Source organism: Pseudomonas sp. GCM10022186 (assembly GCF_042656385.1).
Taxonomy (GTDB): Bacteria; Pseudomonadota; Gammaproteobacteria; order Pseudomonadales; family Pseudomonadaceae; genus Metapseudomonas.
In genome coordinates, this window is record NZ_JBHSOU010000028.1 from 38,352 (window position 1) to 57,033 (window position 18,682).

Here is an 18,682-nt window from a genome sequence, read left to right on the forward strand (position 1 = left end):
ATTATGCCTATCTGGCGTAAAAATGCACGGAACATCCGACTATGAGCTTATTGCAAGATGAGTTTGCCCACGCCGAAGGGCTCCGCTATCTGAACCATGCCGCCGTCGCGCCCTGGCCGAAACGCGCGACCCAGGCGGTCCAGCGCTTCGCCGAAGAGAACTGGCGCCTTGGCGCGAGGGACTATCCGGACTGGCTGACAGTCGAGCGTCGCCTGCGCGAACGCCTGGCCAGGTTACTGAACGCATCGACCACAGCCGATCTTGCACTGGTCAAGAATACATCGGAAGCCCTGTCTTTCGTTGCCTTTGGTCTGGACTGGGCGGCGGGCGATCAGGTCGTCATCAGCAACCAGGAATTCCCTTCGAACCGGGTCGTCTGGGAAGCGCTGAAGCACTATGGCGTGGAAACCATTCAAGTCTCCCTGGACAACCCCGACCCGGAAGGCGCCCTGCTCGCCGCCTGCGGCCCGCGCACCCGGCTGATGTCCATCAGCGCCGTACAGTATGCCAGCGGGCTGCGCCTGGACCTGCAGCACCTGGGCCAAGGGTGTCGCAAGCGCGGCGTGCTGTTCTGTGTCGACGCCATCCAGCAACTGGGTGCCCTGCCCTTCGATGTGCAGGCCATCGACTGTGCCTTCGCCATGGCCGACGGCCACAAGTGGATGCTCGGCCCGGAAGGGCTCGGCGTCTTCTATTGCCGCAGCGACCTGCGCCAGCAGCTGAAGCTCCACGAGTACGGCTGGCACATGCTGGAACACCCCGGCGACTACGAGCGTGCCGACTGGGAGCCCGCGCACACCGCACGCCGCTTCGAATGCGGCAGCCCCAACATGCTTGGCGCCATTGCACTGGAGGCGAGCCTCTCGCTACTGGAGGAGGTGGGCATGGAGCGGGTGGCCAAGGACCTCGGCGAACGAGTGCAGTGGCTGCAGGACGGACTCGCGCGGATTCCCGGCGCGCAGCTGCTGAGCCCGAGGGAGCCGGCACGCCGCGCCGGCATCGTCACCTTCCGCCTGGATGGAACGGCCAACCAGCCGCTCTTCGAGCGGCTGCGCGCCGAGCAGGTCGTCTGCGCCCTGCGTGGCGGCGGCATCCGCTTCTCACCGCACTTCTACACCCCGCCGCGGGTGATAGACGAAACCCTTGCGCTGCTGCGCCAGATGGCAGACGCATGAGGACTCAGCCGGGGCCGGTGTATTCCAAATGGGTTTAAGAAACGCCGACGGTTAATCTGGACGCGGGGGGATATTGGCTAATACTTCTTCTTACTGGCGCGCGGCATCTCCCCCCAAGTGCCCAGCCAGTCGAGGAACCGTGGATCGCGTTCCTTTGTTTTACTCCTAATGGTCTTGACCCGGATTCATCCCCCAGAACCCGGGTTTTTTTTGCGCGTGGCTTTTTCAGCGACGCGCCAGGGGGAACAGGCGCAGGTAGTTCTCGGTGGTCTGCCGGGCAAATTCCTCATACGCCACGCCACGCAGCTCCGCGAGGAACTCCGCCACCTCACGCACGTACTGCGGCAGGTTCGACTTGCCGCGATAGGGCACCGGTGCGAGATAGGGCGAATCCGTCTCCACCAGCAGGCGGTCGGCCGGCACCTGGCGCGCCACCTCGCGCAGGGCGTCGGCATTGCGGAAGGTGACGATGCCGGACAGGGAGATATAGAACCCCAGATCCAGCGCCGCGCGGGCCATGTCCCAGTCCTCGGTGAAGCAGTGCAACACGCCGGCTTGCGGCAGCGCCTCCTCGCGGAGCAGCGCCAGGGTGTCGGCACGGGCCTCGCGGGTATGCACGATCACCGGCTTGCCGGTTACCCGGGCCGCCTCGAGGTGCAGGCGGAACGCCTGCTGCTGCAGCTCGGCCGCCTCGGGCTCGTAGTGGTAGTCCAGGCCGGTCTCGCCGATGGCCACCACCCGCGGATGCTCCAGCTCGCCCAGCAGCCATTCCAGCGCCAGGGATTCGCCGGGCTGCAGGTCCAGCGGATGCACGCCGACGGAACAATGCACATCCTCGTAGCGCTCGGCCAGCGCCTTCACCGCGGCGGCGTTGTCGGCGCTCACGCCGATACAGAGGAACTGGCCGACACCACGGGCACGGGCGGCATCCAGGGCGGCGTCGAGGGAACCACCGTGGACAGCCAGGTCGAGGCGGTCCAGGTGGCAGTGGGAGTCGATAAGCATGGGAGCCTCACGCGGCAAGCCTCAAGCCACAAGAGAAAAGCGAAAACGCCCTTGCAGCTTGTAGCTTGCGGCTCGCAACTGCTGTCAGTTACATCGTATGGGTGGGACGGTCGGACTTGAGGGCGCCGGCGAGGTAGGTCTCGATCTTGTTGCGCGCGCCGCTGTCGCCATCGTTGAACTGGACGCCGATGCCCGCAGCGCGATTGCCCTGGGCGCCTTTCGGGGTGATCCAGACGACCTTGCCGGCGACCGGGATCTTCTCCTGCTCGTCCATCAGGTTGAGCAGCATGAATACTTCGTCGCCGAGCTTGTAGGTCTTGTTGGTCGGAATGAACAGGCCACCGTTCTTGATGAACGGCATGTAGGCGGCGTAAAGGACCGACTTGTCCTTGATGGTCAAGGACAGGATCCCGTTACGCGGGCCCAGGTTCGGCGGCAGGCTCATGCGGTTTTCCTGACAAGCTGGTTCTGGCACCGATTCTAGCCCGGTCCGGGCAGGCTTGCCCACTGCACCAGCAGCGCTTCGAGAAGCAAGACACGGTTGAGGTTGGCCTTGTTCAGGACTTTCTGCCGCTGCTGCAGCAGCCAGTCCTGCATGGCCAGGACCTTGTGCTGCGGAGCCTTGTCCGCCAGGTACTGCACGACCTTGCGCATGTCGGCCAGGCCCAGCCCGGCCTCGTCGCGGGTCAGCTGGAAGCGCAGCATCAATTGCGCCCAGTCGCAGAACCAGTCGAACAGCAGCGGCAGGGGCACCGCATTCCAGCCCTCCGCCAACTGGCTGGCGCCGACCTGCTGCTTGAGCAGTTTCTTCACCCCGTCCACCACTTCGGCACGCTGCCCACGTACACCCTGCCCTTCCAGGCGCAAGGCCGACAGCGGCGAACCGCCGGCGAGGACCAGCAGTTCGTGCAACTCCTCAGGTGCGGCATCCGGCAGCGCCGAGCCGAGCCAGGCCAGGCTCTGGGCTTCGCCGGGGAGCGGGCAGGCCTGTTGCACGCAGCGACTCTTGATGGTCGGCAGGAGACGGCTTGGCTGATGGCTGATCAGCAGCAGCACGGTATCGCCGGAGGGTTCTTCCAGACTCTTCAGCAGCGCGTTGGAGGCATTGAGGTTCATCGCCTCGGCTGGTTCCAGCAGCACCACCTTGCGCCCGCCGAGCTGCGCAGTCTGCACCACGAACCCCACCAGTTCACGAACCTGGTCGACGCGGATGGCCTTGTCGGCTTCCTCCGGCTCCAGCACGAACGCATCGGGATGGGTATTGGCCGCCAGCAGCAGGCAGGATTTGCATTTGCCGCAGGCATCGAGCCCTGCAGGACTCTGGCAGAGCAGACGCGCCATCAGCCGGTCGGCCAGGGCACGCTTGCCGATGCCGGACGGTCCGTGCAACAGATAGGCATGGGCGTGACGGGGCCGGCCGGCCAGTTGCTGCCAGAGGTTGTCCTGCCAGGGATAGGCGTCAGCCATGGCAACGCTCCAGCAACTCGGGCAGGAGTCGATCCAGGCCCCGCTGGACCTCGGCCAGCGACACCGAGGCGTCGACCACCTTGTAACGCTCAGGCGCAGCCTGGGCACGCTTGAGATAAGTCTGGCGCACGGCTTCGAAGAAGCTGCGCTGTTCCTGCTCGAAGCGGTCGAGGCGACCACGGGCGGCGGCGCGGGCCAGGCCGATTTCCACCGGCAGGTCGAAGACCAGCGTCAGGTCCGGGCGCAGGTCGCCCTGGACGAAGCTTTCCAGCAGCGCGATGCGCGCCTCCGGCAGGCCTCGGCCACCGCCCTGATAGGCGTATGTGGCATCGGTGAAGCGGTCGCAGAGCACCACTGCGCCCCGGGCCAGGGCCGGCTTGATCACGCCCGCCAGGTGCTGGGCGCGGGCGGCGAACACCAGCAGCAGCTCGGTGTCCACGGCCATGGCTTCGTCGCTGGGCGCCAGCAGGAGTTCGCGGATGCGCTCGGCAAGGGGCGTTCCGCCCGGTTCACGGGTCAGCACCACTTCGATGCTCTGATTGCGCAGGCGCTCGGCGAGGTACTCGCGGTTGGTGCTCTTTCCGGCGCCTTCCGGGCCTTCCAGGGTGATGAACAGACCGCTCACGGGATGTCCTTTTTCATTGCGGGGTCGGGCTGGAGCGGTAGCCGTTGCGACGCTTCAGCTGGAAGTCGCGCACGGCCTGGTTATGCTCGCCCAGGGTCTCGGAGAATACATGGCTGCCATCGCCGCGAGCGACGAAATAGAGGCTCTTGCCGGCGGCGGGATGCAACGCGGCGTGAATCGCCTCGCGTCCGGCCAGTGCAATGGGTGTCGGCGGCAGCCCACTGACGACATAGGTGTTGTAAGGCGTCGCCTCGCGCAGGTGATCCCGGGTCAGATTGCCGTTGTAGCGCTCACCCAGGCCGTAGATCACGGTCGGGTCGGTCTGCAGCAGCATACCCGTGCGCAAGCGGCGCACGAAGACGCCAGCGATCTGGCCGCGCTCCGTCGGCACGCCGGTTTCCTTCTCCACCAGGGAAGCCATGATCAGCGCCTGGTAGGAATCCGTATAGGGGAGCTGGTCCGCACGCTTGTCCCACTCCTCGGCGAGAACCTGGTCGAGACGCTCCCGCGCCTGCTTCAACAGGTCGATGTCACGGGTGCCACGCACGAAACGGTAGGTGTCGGGGTAGAAGCGTCCTTCCGGATACTCGCCGGGACGGCCGAGTCGGGCCATCAGCTCGGCATCGCTGACATCGGCCAGGGTCTGCTCCAGTTTGGCCTGCTTGGCCAGGGCCGCGCGCACCTGACGGAAGTTCCAGCCTTCCACCAGGGTCAGGCTGTACTGCACCACCTCGCCACGCTGCCAGAGGGCCAGCAGGTCGGCGGCACGCATGCCTGGCGTCAGTCGGTACTCGCCGCTGTGCAGAGAGGCGTTGGCCAGGTTGAAGCGCCAGTACTGGCGCAGCCAGAAGGCGTTATTCAACACCCCCTCCTCCTCCAGGCGGTTGAGCAGCCCGCCCGGCGTCGCGCCGGCCGGGACATCCAGCATCCGTTCGGCGGAAATGTTCAGGGGTTGCTCGAGGGTGACGCGCTGCTGCCAGCCGGCAAGGGCCATCAGCAGGCCAACAAGGAGCAGGCCTGCCTCCAGCATCAGCAGGAATTTGCGTATCACGAATCAGATGTCCAGAAGATCGCGGGCGATGGCCTGAAGTTTACGGGTCAGCGGCCCGACCGGCCAGTGATGGCCTGTTACAGAACGCACCGGCCAGATCCCGAAGAGGCTGTTGCAGAGGAAGACCTCATCGGCCCGGAGGAATTCATCGAAGGGAATGTCCCGCACCTCGACCGGCAGGCCGTCGGCGCGGGCGCGGCCGAGCAGGGCCGCGCGCATCACCCCGGCGACGCCGCAGCGGGACAGATCGGCCGTGACCAGCACGCCGCCGCAGACCATGAACAGGTTGCTGAACACGCCTTCGATCACGCGCCCCGACTGGTCAAGCATCAGGCCCTCGGCGAAATCGCCGCCCTGCCATTCGGCGCGGGCCAGGACCTGCTCCAGGCGATTGAGGTGCTTGAGGCCGGCCAGCAAGGGCTGCTCGGCAAGACGGGTAGCGCAAGGAAACAGCTGGACGCCCTGCTCCCAGTTGCCCTCCGGGTAGGCCGGGAAGGGACTGCTCAGCAGGATGCGCCGCGGCAGTGCGACCGCTGGCGGTGCGTAGCCACGCAGGCCTTCACCGCGGGTGACCAGCAACTTGGCGACACCCTCGCCCAGTCCAGCGGAGAAGGCCAGCAGCTCGGTGCGCATCTGCCTGAAGTCGAGGGGAATCCCCAGGCGCTGGCAACCTTCGGCCAGCCGCGCCATGTGGTATTCGAGCAAGGGTGGACGGCCGGCGCGCACGGCTATGGTTTCGAAAAGCCCATCGCCGTAGGCCAGGCCACGGTCCTTGATGGACAGCGACTCGGCCGGATGGCCGTCCACCCAGTTCAGCATCAGCCCGCGAACCGACGGAACACCAGGGAACCGTTGGTGCCGCCGAAACCGAAGGAGTTGGACAGCACGATATCGATGGGCATCGAGCGGGCTTCGTGGGGCACGAAGTCGAGGTCGCAGCCATCGTCCGGCTCGTCCAGGTTGATGGTGGGCGGCGCCACCTGATCGCGCAGGGCCAGCACGCTGAAGATGGCCTCGACGGCGCCGGCCGCGCCCAGCAGGTGGCCGGTCATGGACTTGGTGGAGCTGACCGCGAACTGATAGGCGTGATCGCCGAACACCGACTTCAGCGCCATGGCTTCGGCCAGGTCGCCCGCCGGGGTCGAAGTGCCGTGGGCGTTGACGTACTGGACCTGTTCCGGGTTCAGGCCGGCATCGCGCAGGGCGTTGCGCATGCAGCGGGCCGCGCCGGCGCCGTCATCCGGCGGCGAGGTCATGTGATAGGCGTCGCCACTCATGCCGAAACCGATCAGCTCGGCATAGATGGTCGCACCACGGGCCTTGGCGTGCTCCAGCTCTTCCAGCACCAGGGCGCCGGCGCCATCGGACAGCACGAAGCCATCGCGCCCCTTGTCCCACGGGCGGCTGGCGCGGGTCGGATCGTCATTGCGGGTGGACAGCGCACGAGCCGCACCGAAACCACCCAGGCCGAGGCCGCAAGCGGCCATCTCGGAGCCGCCGGCGACCATCACGTCGGCTTCGCCGTAGGCGATATTGCGCGCAGCCATGCCGATGCAGTGGGTGCCGGTGGTGCAGGCCGTGGCGATGGCGTAGTTCGGCCCCTGGATGCCCAGGTGGATCGACAGGAAGCCGGACACCATGTTGATGATCGACCCGGGTACGAAGAAGGGAGAGATCCTGCGCGGTCCCTGATCGATCAGCGACTTGCAGTTGTTCTCGATGTTGGTCAGGCCGCCGATACCCGAGCCCATGGCGACGCCGATGCGCTCGCGATTGGCATCGGTGACCTCGAGGCCGGAATCACGCACGGCCTGGAAGCTCGCCGCGAGACCATATTGGATGAACAGGTCGAGCTTGCGCGCCTCCTTGGCCGACAGGTACTCCTCGACATTGAACCCCCTGACCGAGCCGCCGAAGCGGGTGGTGTAAGCGGAAAGGTCCATATGCTCGATCGGGCCAATGCCACTGCGGCCAGCCAGAATTCCCTGCCAGGTGCTCGGTACATCGGTACCCAGCGGTGACAGCATGCCAATGCCAGTGACCACGACGCGTCTACGCGACACAGCGATCTCCTTCTTCAATCTCTACACGGCGGTTGATTCGGGTTAACAGACTGTTGAAAAGCCCGGCTGGCGATGTGGCACCGCGGATTTTCAACAATCTGCTTAAAGAAAAGCCGCACGCCCGGTCGGGTCGTGCGGCTTTTCCGCGTCGGGAGACCGACGACTACATTACTGCGCGTGGGCGTTGATGTAGTCGATGGCTTCCTGAACGGTGGTGATCTTCTCGGCTTGCTCGTCCGGGATTTCGGTCTCGAATTCCTCTTCCAGAGCCATCACCAGCTCAACGGTGTCAAGGGAGTCGGCGCCCAGGTCTTCAACGAAGGAAGCGCTGTTGGTGACTTCCTCTTCTTTGACGCCCAGTTGCTCGGCGACGATTTTCTTGACGCGTTCTTCGATGGTGCTCATACCTTGTTTTCACTCCTATGGAAAAATCCGTGCAGCTGGGGCTGCAGTGTATAGAAAGGGTTTTCCGCATTTCAAGCAGAACGCCTGAACCCCTTCCGGATAGCCGCAACGAAATGTCTATAACCCGACTGCACTGTTATAGCGAATTCTAGACAGCCCATATGACAGCTTCCTGAAGGGATTCGTCACATTCAGCTCATGTACATGCCGCCGTTGACCGGAACGGTGGCGCCGGTGACGTAGGCGGCGCCGTCGGAGGCGAGGAAGCCTACCACCTTGGCGATCTCTTCGGCCTGACCCAGGCGACCCAGCGGGATCTGGGTCAGCAGCGCGTCGCGCTGGGCTTCCGGCAGTTCACGGGTCATGTCGGTGTCGATGAAGCCCGGAGCCACCGAGTTGACGGTAATGGCACGGGAACCGACCTCGCGCGCCAGCGCACGGCTGAAACCTTCCAGGCCGGCCTTGGCGGCGGCGTAGTTGGTCTGCCCGGCGTTGCCCATGGCACCTACCACCGAGCCGATATTGATGATGCGACCCCAGCGAGCCTTGGTCATGCCGCGCAGCACGGCCTTGGACAGGCGGTACAGGCTGTTGAGGTTGGTATTGATGACGTCGAACCACTCGTCGTCCTTCATGCGCAGCATGAGGTTGTCGCGGGTGATGCCGGCGTTGTTCACCAGGATCAGCGGCTGCCCCAGATGCTGCTGGATGTGCTCCAGGGTGCTGGCGACCGATTCGTCGCTGCTGACGTCCAGCACCAGGCCAGCACCTTCGATGCCGTTGCTCTTGAGGAATTCGGCGATGCGCTCGGCGCCGGAAGCGGAGGTCGCGGTGCCGATCACCACGGCGCCCTGACGACCCAGTTCGAGAGCGATCGCCTGGCCAATGCCACGGCTCGCACCAGTGACCAGTGCCACCTTACCTTGCAGACTCATAGGTCTTCTCCTTGTTCAGGCCAGCGCAGCACGGGCGGCTGCGAAAGCATCAGGGGTATCCAGGTTGTGGGTGTTGACACCCTTCACGCAACGCTTGTTCAGGCCGGAAAGTACCTTGCCCGGACCACACTCCACCAGATCGGTGACGCCATGCCCGGACAGGCAGACCATCGACTCCACCCAGCGTACCGGGCTGTAGAGCTGGGCCAGCAGGTCGCGCTTGAGATCGGCCAGGTCGGCCACCACGGCGGCGCTGACGTTCTGCACCAGCGGGATCTGCGGAGCCTGCCAGGCGAGCGCCTCCACCGACTCGGCGAAACGCTCGGCGGCCGGCTTCATCAGCGCGCAGTGGGACGGCACGCTCACCGGCAGCGGCATGGCGCGCTTGGCGCCACGAGCCTTGCAGGCCTCGATGGCACGCTCGACGGCCGCGGCGGCACCAGCGATCACCACCTGGCCGGGCGCGTTGAAGTTCACCGCACTGACCACCTCGCCCTGGGCCGCTTCAGCGCAGGCAGCCAGCACGTCGGCATCTTCCAGGCCCAGGATCGCGGCCATGCCGCCCTGCCCTGCCGGCACGGCCTGCTGCATCAGCTGGCCGCGGCGCTCCACCAGCTTCACCGCATCGGCGAAGGCCAGGCTGCCGGCAGCCACCAGGGCGGAGTACTCGCCCAGGCTGTGGCCGGCCACATAGGCCGGGCGTGCGCCGCCCTCGGCCAGCCAGAGGCGCCACAGGGCGATGGAGGCGGCGAGGATGGCCGGCTGGGTCTTGTCGGTCTGATTGAGTTGTTCTTCCGGACCCTGCTGGGTCAGCGCCCAGAGGTCGTAACCGAGCGCTTCGGAGGCTTCGGCGAAAGTATCCAGGACCAGCTTTTGCTGGCCCCCCTGCTCGGCCAGCATGCCCAGAGATTGGGAACCCTGACCGGGAAAGACGAAAGCGAGGGATGCGGACATTGAGAGTGGTCCCTTATCTGGCGGTATAGGGAGATTGACGCCCGGCATAGCCAAGCGCACGAAACTGACAGTTGGATGACAGGCTATCGATAGCGGTCACATTCTAGGGTCTGTTGGCGTTTCCTCGCGACCCGGGCGAAGCGTCAACAGGCCCCCTATAGCAACAGATGTTCCAGACGGCCATGCAAGCGCTGCGGCAGGTTTTCACGCACTTCGACCAGCGCCCGGCGGATGGCGCTCTGGAAGCCTTCGGAGCCGGCCGCGCCATGGCTCTTGATGACGATACCCTGCAGGCCGAGGAAGCTTGCCCCATTGTGGCGCGCAGGCGTCAACTCGGTGCGCAAGCGGCGCAGCAACGGCAAGGCCAGCGCCCCTACCAGCCGCGAGCCCAGACTCTCGCTGAAGAGTGCCTGCATGCGTGAAGAAATCATCGAGGCCAGCCCTTCGCTGGACTTGAGCAGGATGTTGCCGACGAAACCATCGCACACCACCACATCCGCCTCGCCACGGTACAGGCCATCGCCCTCGATGTAGCCGATGTAGTTGAGGCCTTCGGCCTGCTGCAGCAGGCTCGCCGCCAGCTTGACCTGCTGGTTGCCCTTGATGTCCTCGGTGCCGACGTTCAGCAATGCGACCCGGGGCCGGACCACGCCGAGGACCTCGGCAGCCACCGCGCCCATCACGGCGAATTGGTAGAGATGCTCGGCACTGCAATCGACGTTGGCCCCCAGGTCCAGCAGATGGCAATGGCCACGAGCCGTGGGGATGGCACTGACCATCGCCGGACGATCGATACCGGGCAGGGTCTTCAGCACATAGCGGGAAAGCGCCATCAGGGCACCGGTGTTGCCGGCACTGACACAGGCCTGGGCGCGACCATTGCGCACCAGTTCGAGCGCGACACGCATCGAGGCATCCGGCTTGCCGCGCAAGGCTTGCGCCGGGCGTTCGTCCATGGCGATCACTTCACTGGCATGCACGATCTGCAGGCGCTGGCGATCCACCGCGGGGACACGGGCAACGAGTTCTTCGAGGAGGGGGGCTTGGCCGACGAGGGCCAGGTGGAGCGAGGGGGATTCAGCGAGACAGGCGATGCTGGCCGGAACAATGCAGCGGGGACCGTAGTCCCCGCCCATTGCATCAATCGCGATGATCGAGGCAGCCAAGGATTACTCGGCAGCGCCCTTGTCGATCACCTTGCGACCGCGGTAGAAACCGTCCGGGGAAACGTGGTGGCGCAGGTGAACTTCACCGGTGCTCTTCTCTACGGACAGTGCGTTGGCTTCGAGGGCGTCGTGGGAACGACGCATGTCGCGTGCCGAGCGGGATTTTTTGTTCTGCTGAACAGCCATAATCAATTAACTCCTAAACGTTTGGGTCACGCTTTAACTGCGCCAGTACGCTGAACGGGTTGGACCGCGAAACCTCGTCCTCGCTCGGCTCGGGCTCGTCGAGGCCCGCCGGCTGCTGGCAATCTTCAGGGTCATGGGCCGGAACTATGGGCAGAGCGAGCAGCAACTCGTCCTCGACCAGAGTCATCAGATCCAATGGATCCTCACCCACTTCCAGCACGTCATAGCCCTTCGGCAGCGACTGACTGTCAGCCCCTTCCCTTACCACGGCGTAATCGCATTCGCTGTGGATGTTCAGGGCGACCAGCTCTAGACAACGCTGGCAAACCATCTTGACCTCGACGTCGATCCGGCTGTGGATGACGACGGTGCGACGCTCGTCACGGCCGAACGCCAGGCTCGCACGAATGCTGCCCGCGTTATCCGCAAGGGGTTCGCAGAGTCGCTCCAGGCTGGCAAGCGCGATCTCACCATCGAGAGTGACTTCGCGGTCCGCCAGCTTGCGCGGATCTACATGAGGTGGAATCGGCCCATTCAACATAGGCGCGACATTCTAGGGATGAGCCCCTGCCCTGTCAAAAGAAATTCCGCATTGTCGGTGCCTGAAGCAGCTCTATAGAATTCCCCGCTTCACAGTCCGGAGATCGCCATGCCGCCCCTGGTGCTCGCATCCAGCTCCCCCTACCGCCGCGAACTGCTCGAACGCCTGCGCCTGCCCTTCACCTGGTGCGCCCCGGCCATCGACGAAAGCCGCCAACCAACGGAATCCGCCGAACAACTGGTGCGCCGGCTGGCCCTGGAAAAGGCCCGCGCCCTCGCCACCCAGTACCCGAATCACCTGATCATCGGCTCGGACCAGGTGGCCGTGCTCGGCGAGCAGATACTCGGCAAGCCCCATGGATTCGAACGCGCCCGCAGCCAACTGCTGGCCGCCAGCGGCACCAGCGTGAGCTTCCTCACCGGCCTCGCCCTGCTGAACAGCGTTACCGGCCGGCATCAGGTGGACTGCGTACCGTTCACCGTACACTTCCGCGAACTGGATGAGGCGCGGATCGGGCGCTACCTGGAAGCCGAGCGCCCCTACGATTGTGCCGGCAGCTTCAAGGCCGAGGGACTGGGCGTCAGCCTGTTCCGCGCCACCGAAGGCACCGACGCCACCAGCCTGGTGGGCCTGCCATTGATCCGCCTGGTGGACATGCTGCTCGCCGAAGGCGTCCAGATTCCCTGATTCCCTATAAGATTCCCTGATTCCCTATAAAGATAGAAGAAAGCCCGGCATCGGCCGGGCTCGTCCTTCCACAAAGGATCGCACCTCAACGCAGCGACGGCCCCTGCAGGCCCATCCACAGCGCGAGGCGCTCGGCAACACTGGCGCCGAATTTCTTCGAGAAGCGATCGAACGGCGACTCCTGCACGGTGTAATCGACAATCTCCTTCGCACCGATCACTTCCCGCGCCACGAAGCTGGCGTTGCCCAGCTTGTCCACCAAGCCCAGCTCCAGCGCCTGCTCGCCGGACCAGACCAGGCCACTGAAGAGCTCCGGATGCCCGTCGACCTTCAGGCGGTCGCCACGCCCCTTCTTCACGCTCTCGATGAACTGCTGGTGAGTGGTATTCAGCACGCCCTGCCAGAACTCGATCTCCTCCGGCTTTTGCGGCTGGAAGGGATCGAGGAACGCCTTGTGCTCGCCGGAGGTATAGACGCGACGCTCGACGCCCAATTTGCCCATGGCGTCGACGAAGCCGAAGCTGGTCGCCGTAACCCCGATGGAGCCCACCAGGCTGGCCTTGTCGGCATAGATCTCGTCCGCCGCACTGGCAATGTAGTAGGCACCCGAAGCGCCCAGGTCGGAAATCACCGCGTAGACCTTGATGTCCTTGTGCTCCGCACGCAGCCGACGGATCTCGTCGTAGACGTAACCGGACTGCACCGGGCTGCCGCCCGGGCTATTGATGCGCAGCACCACGCCCCTGGTCTTCGGATCCTCGAACGCCTTGCGCAGGCCGGTGACGATATTGTCCGCGCTGGCCGCCTCCTCGTCGGCGATCATGCCGCGGACCTCCACCAGAGCCGTGTGCTCCTGACTGCGCGCCGCGCTCTTCTGCAGATCGAACGCCGGCAAGAAAAGCGCCAGGGCGATGAACAGATAGAGGAAGGTCAACAACTTGAAGAAAATGCCCCAGCGTCGCGCCCGACGCTGCTCCTGCACGCCGGCCAGGACTGCCTTCTCCAGCAGCTTCCAGCTCTTCTCGTCAGCCTTGTCGGCAGCCGATTCTTTCCACTCGTCAGACATAGAGCTCCACTCCTCGGGATTGCCGGCTCGGATTACCTTCCAGCCAGTGACGCAATTCTTCGAAACGCTCGATCGCCAGCTTCGGCGACTCCTTGAGCAACTCAGCAAGCGGCTGGGCACCATAGCCCACCGCCACGGCATCCATTCCCGCCCGATGCGCCATGCGCAGGTCGAAGGGCGAATCCCCCACCATCAGCGCACGCTCGGCCGCCACACCGCAATACGCGAGGATTTCCCGCAGCATCAACGGATCCGGCTTGCTGGCGGTCTCATCGGCGCAGCGGGTGATATCGAAGTAATCCAGCCAGCCGCGCCCCGCGAGCACATGATCGAGTCCGCGACGGCTCTTGCCAGTGGCTACCGCCAGGCGATACCCCTGATCACGGAAGGCTTCCAGCGCATCGCCCACCCCATCGAAAAGAGGTGAAGGCTGACTTTCCAGGGCGTTGTAGTGCTCACCATAGCGGCGCCGGAAGATATCGATACCCTGCGCATCGTCGATTTCCGGGTACAGCGTGGCGATGGCCTCCGGCAATCCAAGGCCGATGATACCCTTGATGGCGGTGTCGTCACGCCAGGGAAGGCCACCCGCATCGGCCGCCACGCGCATGGATTCGACGATACGCGCGATGGAATCGACCAGGGTACCGTCCCAGTCGAAGATCAGCAGTTGGTAATCAGGCACCGAGACGCTCCAGGGTCTTCTGCCACATTTCATCCACCGGCGCCTCCAGCTTCAGCTCACCGCCATCCGGCAGGCTGATCGCCAGGGAATGGGCATGCAGGAACAGGCGCTTGCCACCCAGCTCACGGATCTCCCGCGTGAAATCCTCATCCCCGTACTTGGGGTCGCCGGCAATGGAGTGGCCGGCGTGCTTGGCATGCACGCGGATCTGGTGGGTGCGTCCGGTGATGGGGCTGGCCTCCACCAGAGTGGCGAACTCGCCGAAACGACGCACCACACGGAACTCGGTCAGCGCCTCCTTGCCCTCGGGATTCACCTCGACCATACGCTCACCGGAGCGCAGGTTGTTCTTCAGCAGCGGCGCACTGACCTTTTTCTTCGAAGTCGGCCAACTGCCACGCACCAGCGCCAGATAACGCTTGTCGACACCGTCGCCACGCAAGGCCTCATGCAGGTGACGCAGCATGCTGCGCTTCTTGGCGATCATCAGCAGCCCGGAGGTATCCCGATCCAGTCGATGGACCAGCTCCAGGTCCTTGGCCTCCGGGCGCAACTGGCGGAAGGCTTCGATCACCCCGAAACTGAGGCCGCTGCCGCCATGCACGGCAATGCCGGCCGGCTTGTTCAGCACGATCAGCGCCTTGTCTTCATAGACGATCGCGCTTTCCAGGCGTTCCAGCAGGCCCTGGGCCACCGGGGCCGGCTCGTCGGGCTCGGACAGACGCAATGGCGGGACCCGGATGACGTCGCCAGCCTGCAGCTTGTATTCCGGCTTGATGCGCCCCTTGTTCACGCGAACTTCGCCCTTGCGCAGGATGCGATATATGAGCGTTTTCGGCGCGCCCTTCAGCTGGGTACGTAGGAAATTATCAATGCGTTGGCCGGCATATTCCGGCGCAACCTCAAGCAGCTGAACGCCGGAGGTTGGGGAGGCAGGAGTAGTCATGGCGCGCATCATAACAATTTTTTATGGATTTGAAGCACTTAATGATTACTGCTATAGTCGCGAACGCCGCCAAAAGCGGCCTGGTTTCGGGGTGTTCGCCAAAACTGCCACCCCCAGCCGCTGCAACCCTTTCAGGACGTAAGGCCGTCCGACAGAAAATTCGCCGCAATGACCGCGAATTTTCCGAAATCAAAGCCTCGAGCCATGACGCGTGATCGCCCCTTCCAACGGGAGATCGCGGTAAATGCAACCCGCTACGGATTCAGCGAGCGGCACCCGATTTTCAAGGGACAAGTGTAGGGTGGAGATGCACAACCGTCGGATTGCGTAGTTTCAAGACGCTTCATTTCGTCCGCTGCCGACCGTTGATTCCTCTTCCTGACCAAGTGCTTCTGTCACGACACAGCAAGCAGGAGACGTAGTCGCGAATCCCGCCCCACTGGCTGGATTCGCTGGACACGGGGACGGCCCGCCGCCCCTGACACGCACCTGACACCGACCGCGAGAGTCGTGTGCGCCAATCGCCGTTTCCGGAAGCCCGGAAACCCATTGGTACCACATGAAAAGAATGCTGATTAACGCAACTCAGCCCGAAGAGTTGCGTGTTGCTCTGGTCGACGGCCAACGCCTGTACGACCTGGACATCGAGTCGGGCGCACGCGAGCAGAAGAAAGCCAACATCTACAAGGGCCGTATCACTCGCATCGAACCCAGCCTCGAAGCCGCCTTCGTCGACTTCGGCGCAGAGCGCCACGGTTTCCTGCCTCTGAAGGAAATTTCCCGCGAGTACTTCAAGAAGTCCCCCGAAGGCCGCATCAACATCAAGGAAGTGCTCAGCGAAGGCCAGGAAGTCATTGTCCAGGTCGAGAAAGAAGAGCGCGGCAACAAGGGCGCCGCCCTGACCACCTTCATCAGCCTTGCCGGCCGCTACCTGGTGCTGATGCCGAACAACCCCCGCGCCGGCGGCATCTCCCGTCGCATCGAAGGCGAAGAACGCAACGAACTGCGTGAAGCGCTGAACGGCCTCAACGCTCCGGCCGACATGGGCCTGATCGTCCGCACCGCCGGCCTCGGCCGCTCCAGCGAAGAGCTGCAGTGGGACCTGGACTACCTGCTGCAACTCTGGAGCGCCATCAAGGAAGCCTCCGGCGAGCGCGGCGCTCCCTTCCTGATCTACCAGGAAAGCAACGTCATCATCCGCGCTATCCGTGACTACCTGCGCCAGGATATCGGCGAAGTGCTGGTCGACAGCGTCGAGGCCCACGAGGAAGCCCTGAGCTTCATCCGCCAGGTGATGCCGCAGTACCAGAGCAAGATCAAGCTCTACCAGGACAGCGTTCCGCTGTTCAACCGCTTCCAGATCGAAAGCCAGATCGAAACCGCCTTCCAGCGCGAAGTGAAGCTGCCGTCCGGCGGTTCCATCGTCATCGATCCGACCGAAGCCCTGGTGTCCATCGACATCAACTCGGCCCGCGCGACCAAGGGTGGCGACATCGAGGAAACCGCCCTGCAGACCAACCTGGAAGCGGCCGAAGAGATCGCCCGCCAGCTGCGCCTGCGTGACATCGGCGGCCTGATCGTCATCGACTTCATCGACATGACCCCGGCCAAGAACCAGCGCGCAGTGGAAGAGAAAGTCCGCGAAGCGCTGGAAGCCGACCGCGCCCGCGTGCAGATCGGCCGCATCTCCCGCTTCGGCCTGCTGGAAATGTCCCGCCAGCGCCTGCGTCCGTCCCTCGGCGAGACCAGCGGCATCGTCTGCCCGCGCTGCGATGGCCAGGGCATCATCCGTGACGTCGAGTCCCTCTCGCTGGCCATCCTGCGCCTGATCGAGGAAGAAGCCCTCAAGGACCGTACCGCCGAAGTCCGCGCCCAGGTACCGATCCCGGTCGCCGCCTTCCTGCTCAACGAGAAGCGCAACAGCATCACCAAGATCGAGCTGCGCACCCGTTCGCGCATCGTCATCCTGCCGAACGATCACCTGGAAACCCCGCACTTCGAAGTCCAGCGCCTGCGCGACGACAGCCCGGAAGTGCTGAGCAACCAGTCCAGCTACGAAATGACCCCGGCCGAAGCCGAGGACGCCCAGCCGGTCAGCTCCACCCGCACCCTGGTCCGCCAGGAAGCCGCGGTGAAGACCGTATCCCCCGAGCGCCCCGCTCCGGCTCCGGCCCCTGCCCCGGCCGCTCCGCTGGCCCCGCCGACACCGGCTCCGGAACCCAGCCTGTTCAAGGGCCTGGTGAAATCCCTGGTGAGCCTGTTCGCCGGCAAGGAAGAACCCAAGGTCGAGACCGAGCAACCAGTCGTCGAGCGTCAGCCGCGCGGTGAAGAGCGCCGTGCCGGCCGCCAGCAGAACCGCCGACGTGATGGTCGTGAAGGCCGCGAAGGTCGTGAAGGCCGTCGCGAGGAAGACCGCAAGCCGCGTGAAGAGCGTCAGCCGCGCGAAGCCCGTGAAGGTCAGGAAGTCCGCCGCGAGCGCGCCGAGCGTCCGCCCCGCGAGGAACGCCAACCACGTGAAGAGCGCCAGCCGCGCGAGGAACGCCAGGCTCGCGAGCCGCGCGAAGAGCGCCAGCCCCGTGAAGAGCGTCAGCCTCGCGAAGAACGCCAGCCTCGTGAAGAGCGTCAGCCGCGTGAAGCCCGCGAAGGTCAGGAAGGCCGCCGCGAGCGCGCCGAGCGTCCCGCCCGCGAAGAGCGCCAGCCCCGTGAAGAGCGTCAACCCCGCGAAGAGCGCCAGCCACGCGCCGAGCTGGCCGCCCAGCCCGAGGTGGTCGACGAAGAGCTGCTGAACAACGAGGAACTGCTGCAGGACGACGAGCAGGAAGGCGCCGATGGCGAGCGTCCACGTCGCCGCTCCCGTGGCCAGCGTCGCCGCAGCAACCGCCGCGAGCGCCAGCGTGAAGCCAATGGCGAAGAACTGGCCGAAGGCCAGGAAGGCGCCGAGGAGGCAGCGCCTGCCGACGCCGCCCAGGCCGCTGCCGTAGTCGCCACCGCCGTGGCTGCCACCGAGGTGGTCGCCGAAGCCGCCAGCGAAACCCTGGCCCAGGCCGAAGCGCCGGTCGCCGAAGTTCCGGCGGTCGAAGCCCCTGCCGCCGAAGCCGTTGCCCCGGTGGAAGAAGCAGCGCCGCTCGCCGAACAGGCTGCGGATGTCGTGGAAGCCCCGGCAATCGAGGCGCCGGCCGTGGTCGAAGCGCCCCAGGCCGTTGAAGTCGCCGAGGCCGTGGCCGAAGCGCCGGCCGCCACCCCGGTGGAGGAAGCCCCGGTCGCTGCGCCGCTGGTCGAAGAGCCCGCTCGCACGGCATCCAGCACTGGCCGTGCCGCCAACGACCCGCGTGAAGTGCGCCGTCGTCAGCGCGAAGCCGAGCGCCTGGCCAAGGAAGCCGAAGAGGCTGCCGCCAAGGTCGTCGAGGCTGTAGCCGCCGCCGAACCGGTCGCCGCTGCCGCACACGCCGTCACCGGCGTGGAAGAGGAAGTGGTTGCTGCCGAGCAGAAGGTCGAGGAAGCCGTCGAGCAGGCTGTGGAGGCTCCCGCCGAACAGCCCGAGCAGGTGGCGGTGGTAACCGAGGTCGAGGTACCGGCAAAAGCCGAGCCCAAGGCCGAGGAAGAAGAAAAGGATGAAGCCAAGGACGAGACCAAACCGGTCGTCTGAGGCCAGGCCTGAATGAAAAAGGGGATGCCATCGGCATCCCCTTTTTTGTTGCCCTGCGATATCCGGCGGCCCGGATGCG

Annotated in this window: 19 protein-coding genes; 3 read left to right on the top strand and 16 right to left on the bottom strand. The window is 64.9% G+C overall.

Annotated features, from left to right (window positions below):
- The first annotated feature begins 41 nt into the window (after positions 1 to 41).
- Positions 42 to 1,175 carry an aminotransferase class V-fold PLP-dependent enzyme gene (locus ACFPU0_RS12215; protein WP_377693269.1) on the top strand — a complete coding sequence of 378 codons (1,134 nt, stop codon included), beginning with the start codon at positions 42 to 44 and terminating at the stop codon, positions 1,173 to 1,175.
- 225 nt (positions 1,176 to 1,400) lie between these two features.
- On the opposite strand, the gene ACFPU0_RS12220 is transcribed toward ACFPU0_RS12215, so the two are convergent.
- From ACFPU0_RS12220 to ACFPU0_RS12280, 13 genes are all read right to left on the bottom strand, one after another.
- A complete protein-coding gene (locus ACFPU0_RS12220) occupies positions 1,401 to 2,180 on the bottom strand; it encodes a TatD family hydrolase (RefSeq protein ID WP_377693270.1) in 780 nt (259 codons plus the stop codon).
- A gap of 88 nt (positions 2,181 to 2,268) precedes the next feature.
- Complete coding sequence (locus ACFPU0_RS12225; RefSeq protein WP_028627861.1) at positions 2,269 to 2,625, bottom strand: PilZ domain-containing protein; 357 nt, start codon at positions 2,623 to 2,625, stop codon at positions 2,269 to 2,271.
- A 35-nt stretch (positions 2,626 to 2,660) separates the two neighbouring features.
- Positions 2,661 to 3,647 carry a DNA polymerase III subunit delta' gene (locus ACFPU0_RS12230; protein ID WP_377693272.1) on the bottom strand — a complete coding sequence of 329 codons (987 nt, stop codon included), beginning with the start codon at positions 3,645 to 3,647 and terminating at the stop codon, positions 2,661 to 2,663.
- Positions 3,640 to 4,272, bottom strand: coding sequence for a dTMP kinase (gene tmk / locus ACFPU0_RS12235; protein WP_377693273.1), 633 nt, complete (start codon positions 4,270 to 4,272; stop codon positions 3,640 to 3,642). The genes ACFPU0_RS12230 and tmk overlap by 8 nt, the downstream gene beginning before the upstream one ends.
- Before the next feature lie 13 nt (positions 4,273 to 4,285).
- Entirely contained in the window at positions 4,286 to 5,320 is a 1,035-nt protein-coding gene (gene mltG, locus ACFPU0_RS12240) for an endolytic transglycosylase MltG (RefSeq protein ID WP_377693498.1), read from the bottom strand.
- A gap of 6 nt (positions 5,321 to 5,326) precedes the next feature.
- Positions 5,327 to 6,142 carry an aminodeoxychorismate lyase gene (gene pabC / locus ACFPU0_RS12245; protein ID WP_377693274.1) on the bottom strand — a complete coding sequence of 272 codons (816 nt, stop codon included), beginning with the start codon at positions 6,140 to 6,142 and terminating at the stop codon, positions 5,327 to 5,329.
- Positions 6,142 to 7,386 carry a beta-ketoacyl-ACP synthase II gene (fabF, locus tag ACFPU0_RS12250; protein WP_377693275.1) on the bottom strand — a complete coding sequence of 415 codons (1,245 nt, stop codon included), beginning with the start codon at positions 7,384 to 7,386 and terminating at the stop codon, positions 6,142 to 6,144. The genes pabC and fabF overlap by 1 nt, the downstream gene beginning before the upstream one ends.
- A gap of 168 nt (positions 7,387 to 7,554) precedes the next feature.
- A complete protein-coding gene (gene acpP / locus ACFPU0_RS12255) occupies positions 7,555 to 7,791 on the bottom strand; it encodes an acyl carrier protein (protein WP_003283670.1) in 237 nt (78 codons plus the stop codon).
- A 191-nt stretch (positions 7,792 to 7,982) separates the two neighbouring features.
- Positions 7,983 to 8,726: a 3-oxoacyl-ACP reductase FabG gene (gene fabG / locus ACFPU0_RS12260; protein WP_377693276.1), complete on the bottom strand. Its 744-nt coding sequence runs from the start codon at positions 8,724 to 8,726 to the stop codon at positions 7,983 to 7,985.
- A gap of 15 nt (positions 8,727 to 8,741) precedes the next feature.
- A complete protein-coding gene (gene fabD / locus ACFPU0_RS12265; RefSeq protein ID WP_377693278.1) occupies positions 8,742 to 9,680 on the bottom strand; it encodes an ACP S-malonyltransferase in 939 nt (312 codons plus the stop codon).
- A gap of 155 nt (positions 9,681 to 9,835) precedes the next feature.
- Complete coding sequence (gene plsX, locus ACFPU0_RS12270; protein WP_377693279.1) at positions 9,836 to 10,846, bottom strand: phosphate acyltransferase PlsX; 1,011 nt, start codon at positions 10,844 to 10,846, stop codon at positions 9,836 to 9,838.
- Positions 10,847 to 10,849: 3 nt separating this feature from the next.
- The gene (gene rpmF, locus ACFPU0_RS12275) at positions 10,850 to 11,032 is read right to left on the bottom strand and encodes a 50S ribosomal protein L32 (protein ID WP_044870244.1); all 183 of its coding nucleotides are present in this window, start codon (positions 11,030 to 11,032) and stop codon (positions 10,850 to 10,852) included.
- A 13-nt stretch (positions 11,033 to 11,045) separates the two neighbouring features.
- On the bottom strand, positions 11,046 to 11,573 hold the full coding sequence (locus ACFPU0_RS12280; RefSeq protein ID WP_377693280.1) for a YceD family protein: 528 nt from the start codon (positions 11,571 to 11,573) through the stop codon (positions 11,046 to 11,048).
- A 108-nt stretch (positions 11,574 to 11,681) separates the two neighbouring features.
- On the opposite strand from ACFPU0_RS12280, the gene ACFPU0_RS12285 reads away from it, so the two are divergent.
- On the top strand, positions 11,682 to 12,260 hold the full coding sequence (locus ACFPU0_RS12285) for a Maf family protein (RefSeq protein WP_377693281.1): 579 nt from the start codon (positions 11,682 to 11,684) through the stop codon (positions 12,258 to 12,260).
- Between the two features lie 85 nt (positions 12,261 to 12,345).
- On the opposite strand, the gene sppA is transcribed toward ACFPU0_RS12285, so the two are convergent.
- Genes sppA through rluC form a run of 3 tightly spaced genes read right to left on the bottom strand, consistent with a single transcriptional unit; the run spans position 12,346 to position 14,957 of the window.
- Positions 12,346 to 13,326 (bottom strand): signal peptide peptidase SppA, encoded by a 981-nt coding sequence (gene sppA, locus ACFPU0_RS12290; protein WP_377693282.1) that lies wholly within the window; start codon positions 13,324 to 13,326, stop codon positions 12,346 to 12,348.
- Positions 13,319 to 14,011 (bottom strand): HAD-IA family hydrolase, encoded by a 693-nt coding sequence (locus ACFPU0_RS12295; RefSeq protein WP_377693283.1) that lies wholly within the window; start codon positions 14,009 to 14,011, stop codon positions 13,319 to 13,321. The genes sppA and ACFPU0_RS12295 overlap by 8 nt, the downstream gene beginning before the upstream one ends.
- Positions 14,004 to 14,957 (bottom strand): 23S rRNA pseudouridine(955/2504/2580) synthase RluC, encoded by a 954-nt coding sequence (gene rluC, locus ACFPU0_RS12300; protein WP_377693284.1) that lies wholly within the window; start codon positions 14,955 to 14,957, stop codon positions 14,004 to 14,006. The genes ACFPU0_RS12295 and rluC overlap by 8 nt, the downstream gene beginning before the upstream one ends.
- A 559-nt stretch (positions 14,958 to 15,516) precedes the next feature.
- Here rluC and rne point away from each other — a divergent pair.
- The gene (rne, locus tag ACFPU0_RS12305) at positions 15,517 to 18,603 is read left to right on the top strand and encodes a ribonuclease E (protein WP_377693285.1); all 3,087 of its coding nucleotides are present in this window, start codon (positions 15,517 to 15,519) and stop codon (positions 18,601 to 18,603) included.
- Positions 18,604 to 18,682 lie beyond the last annotated feature (79 nt).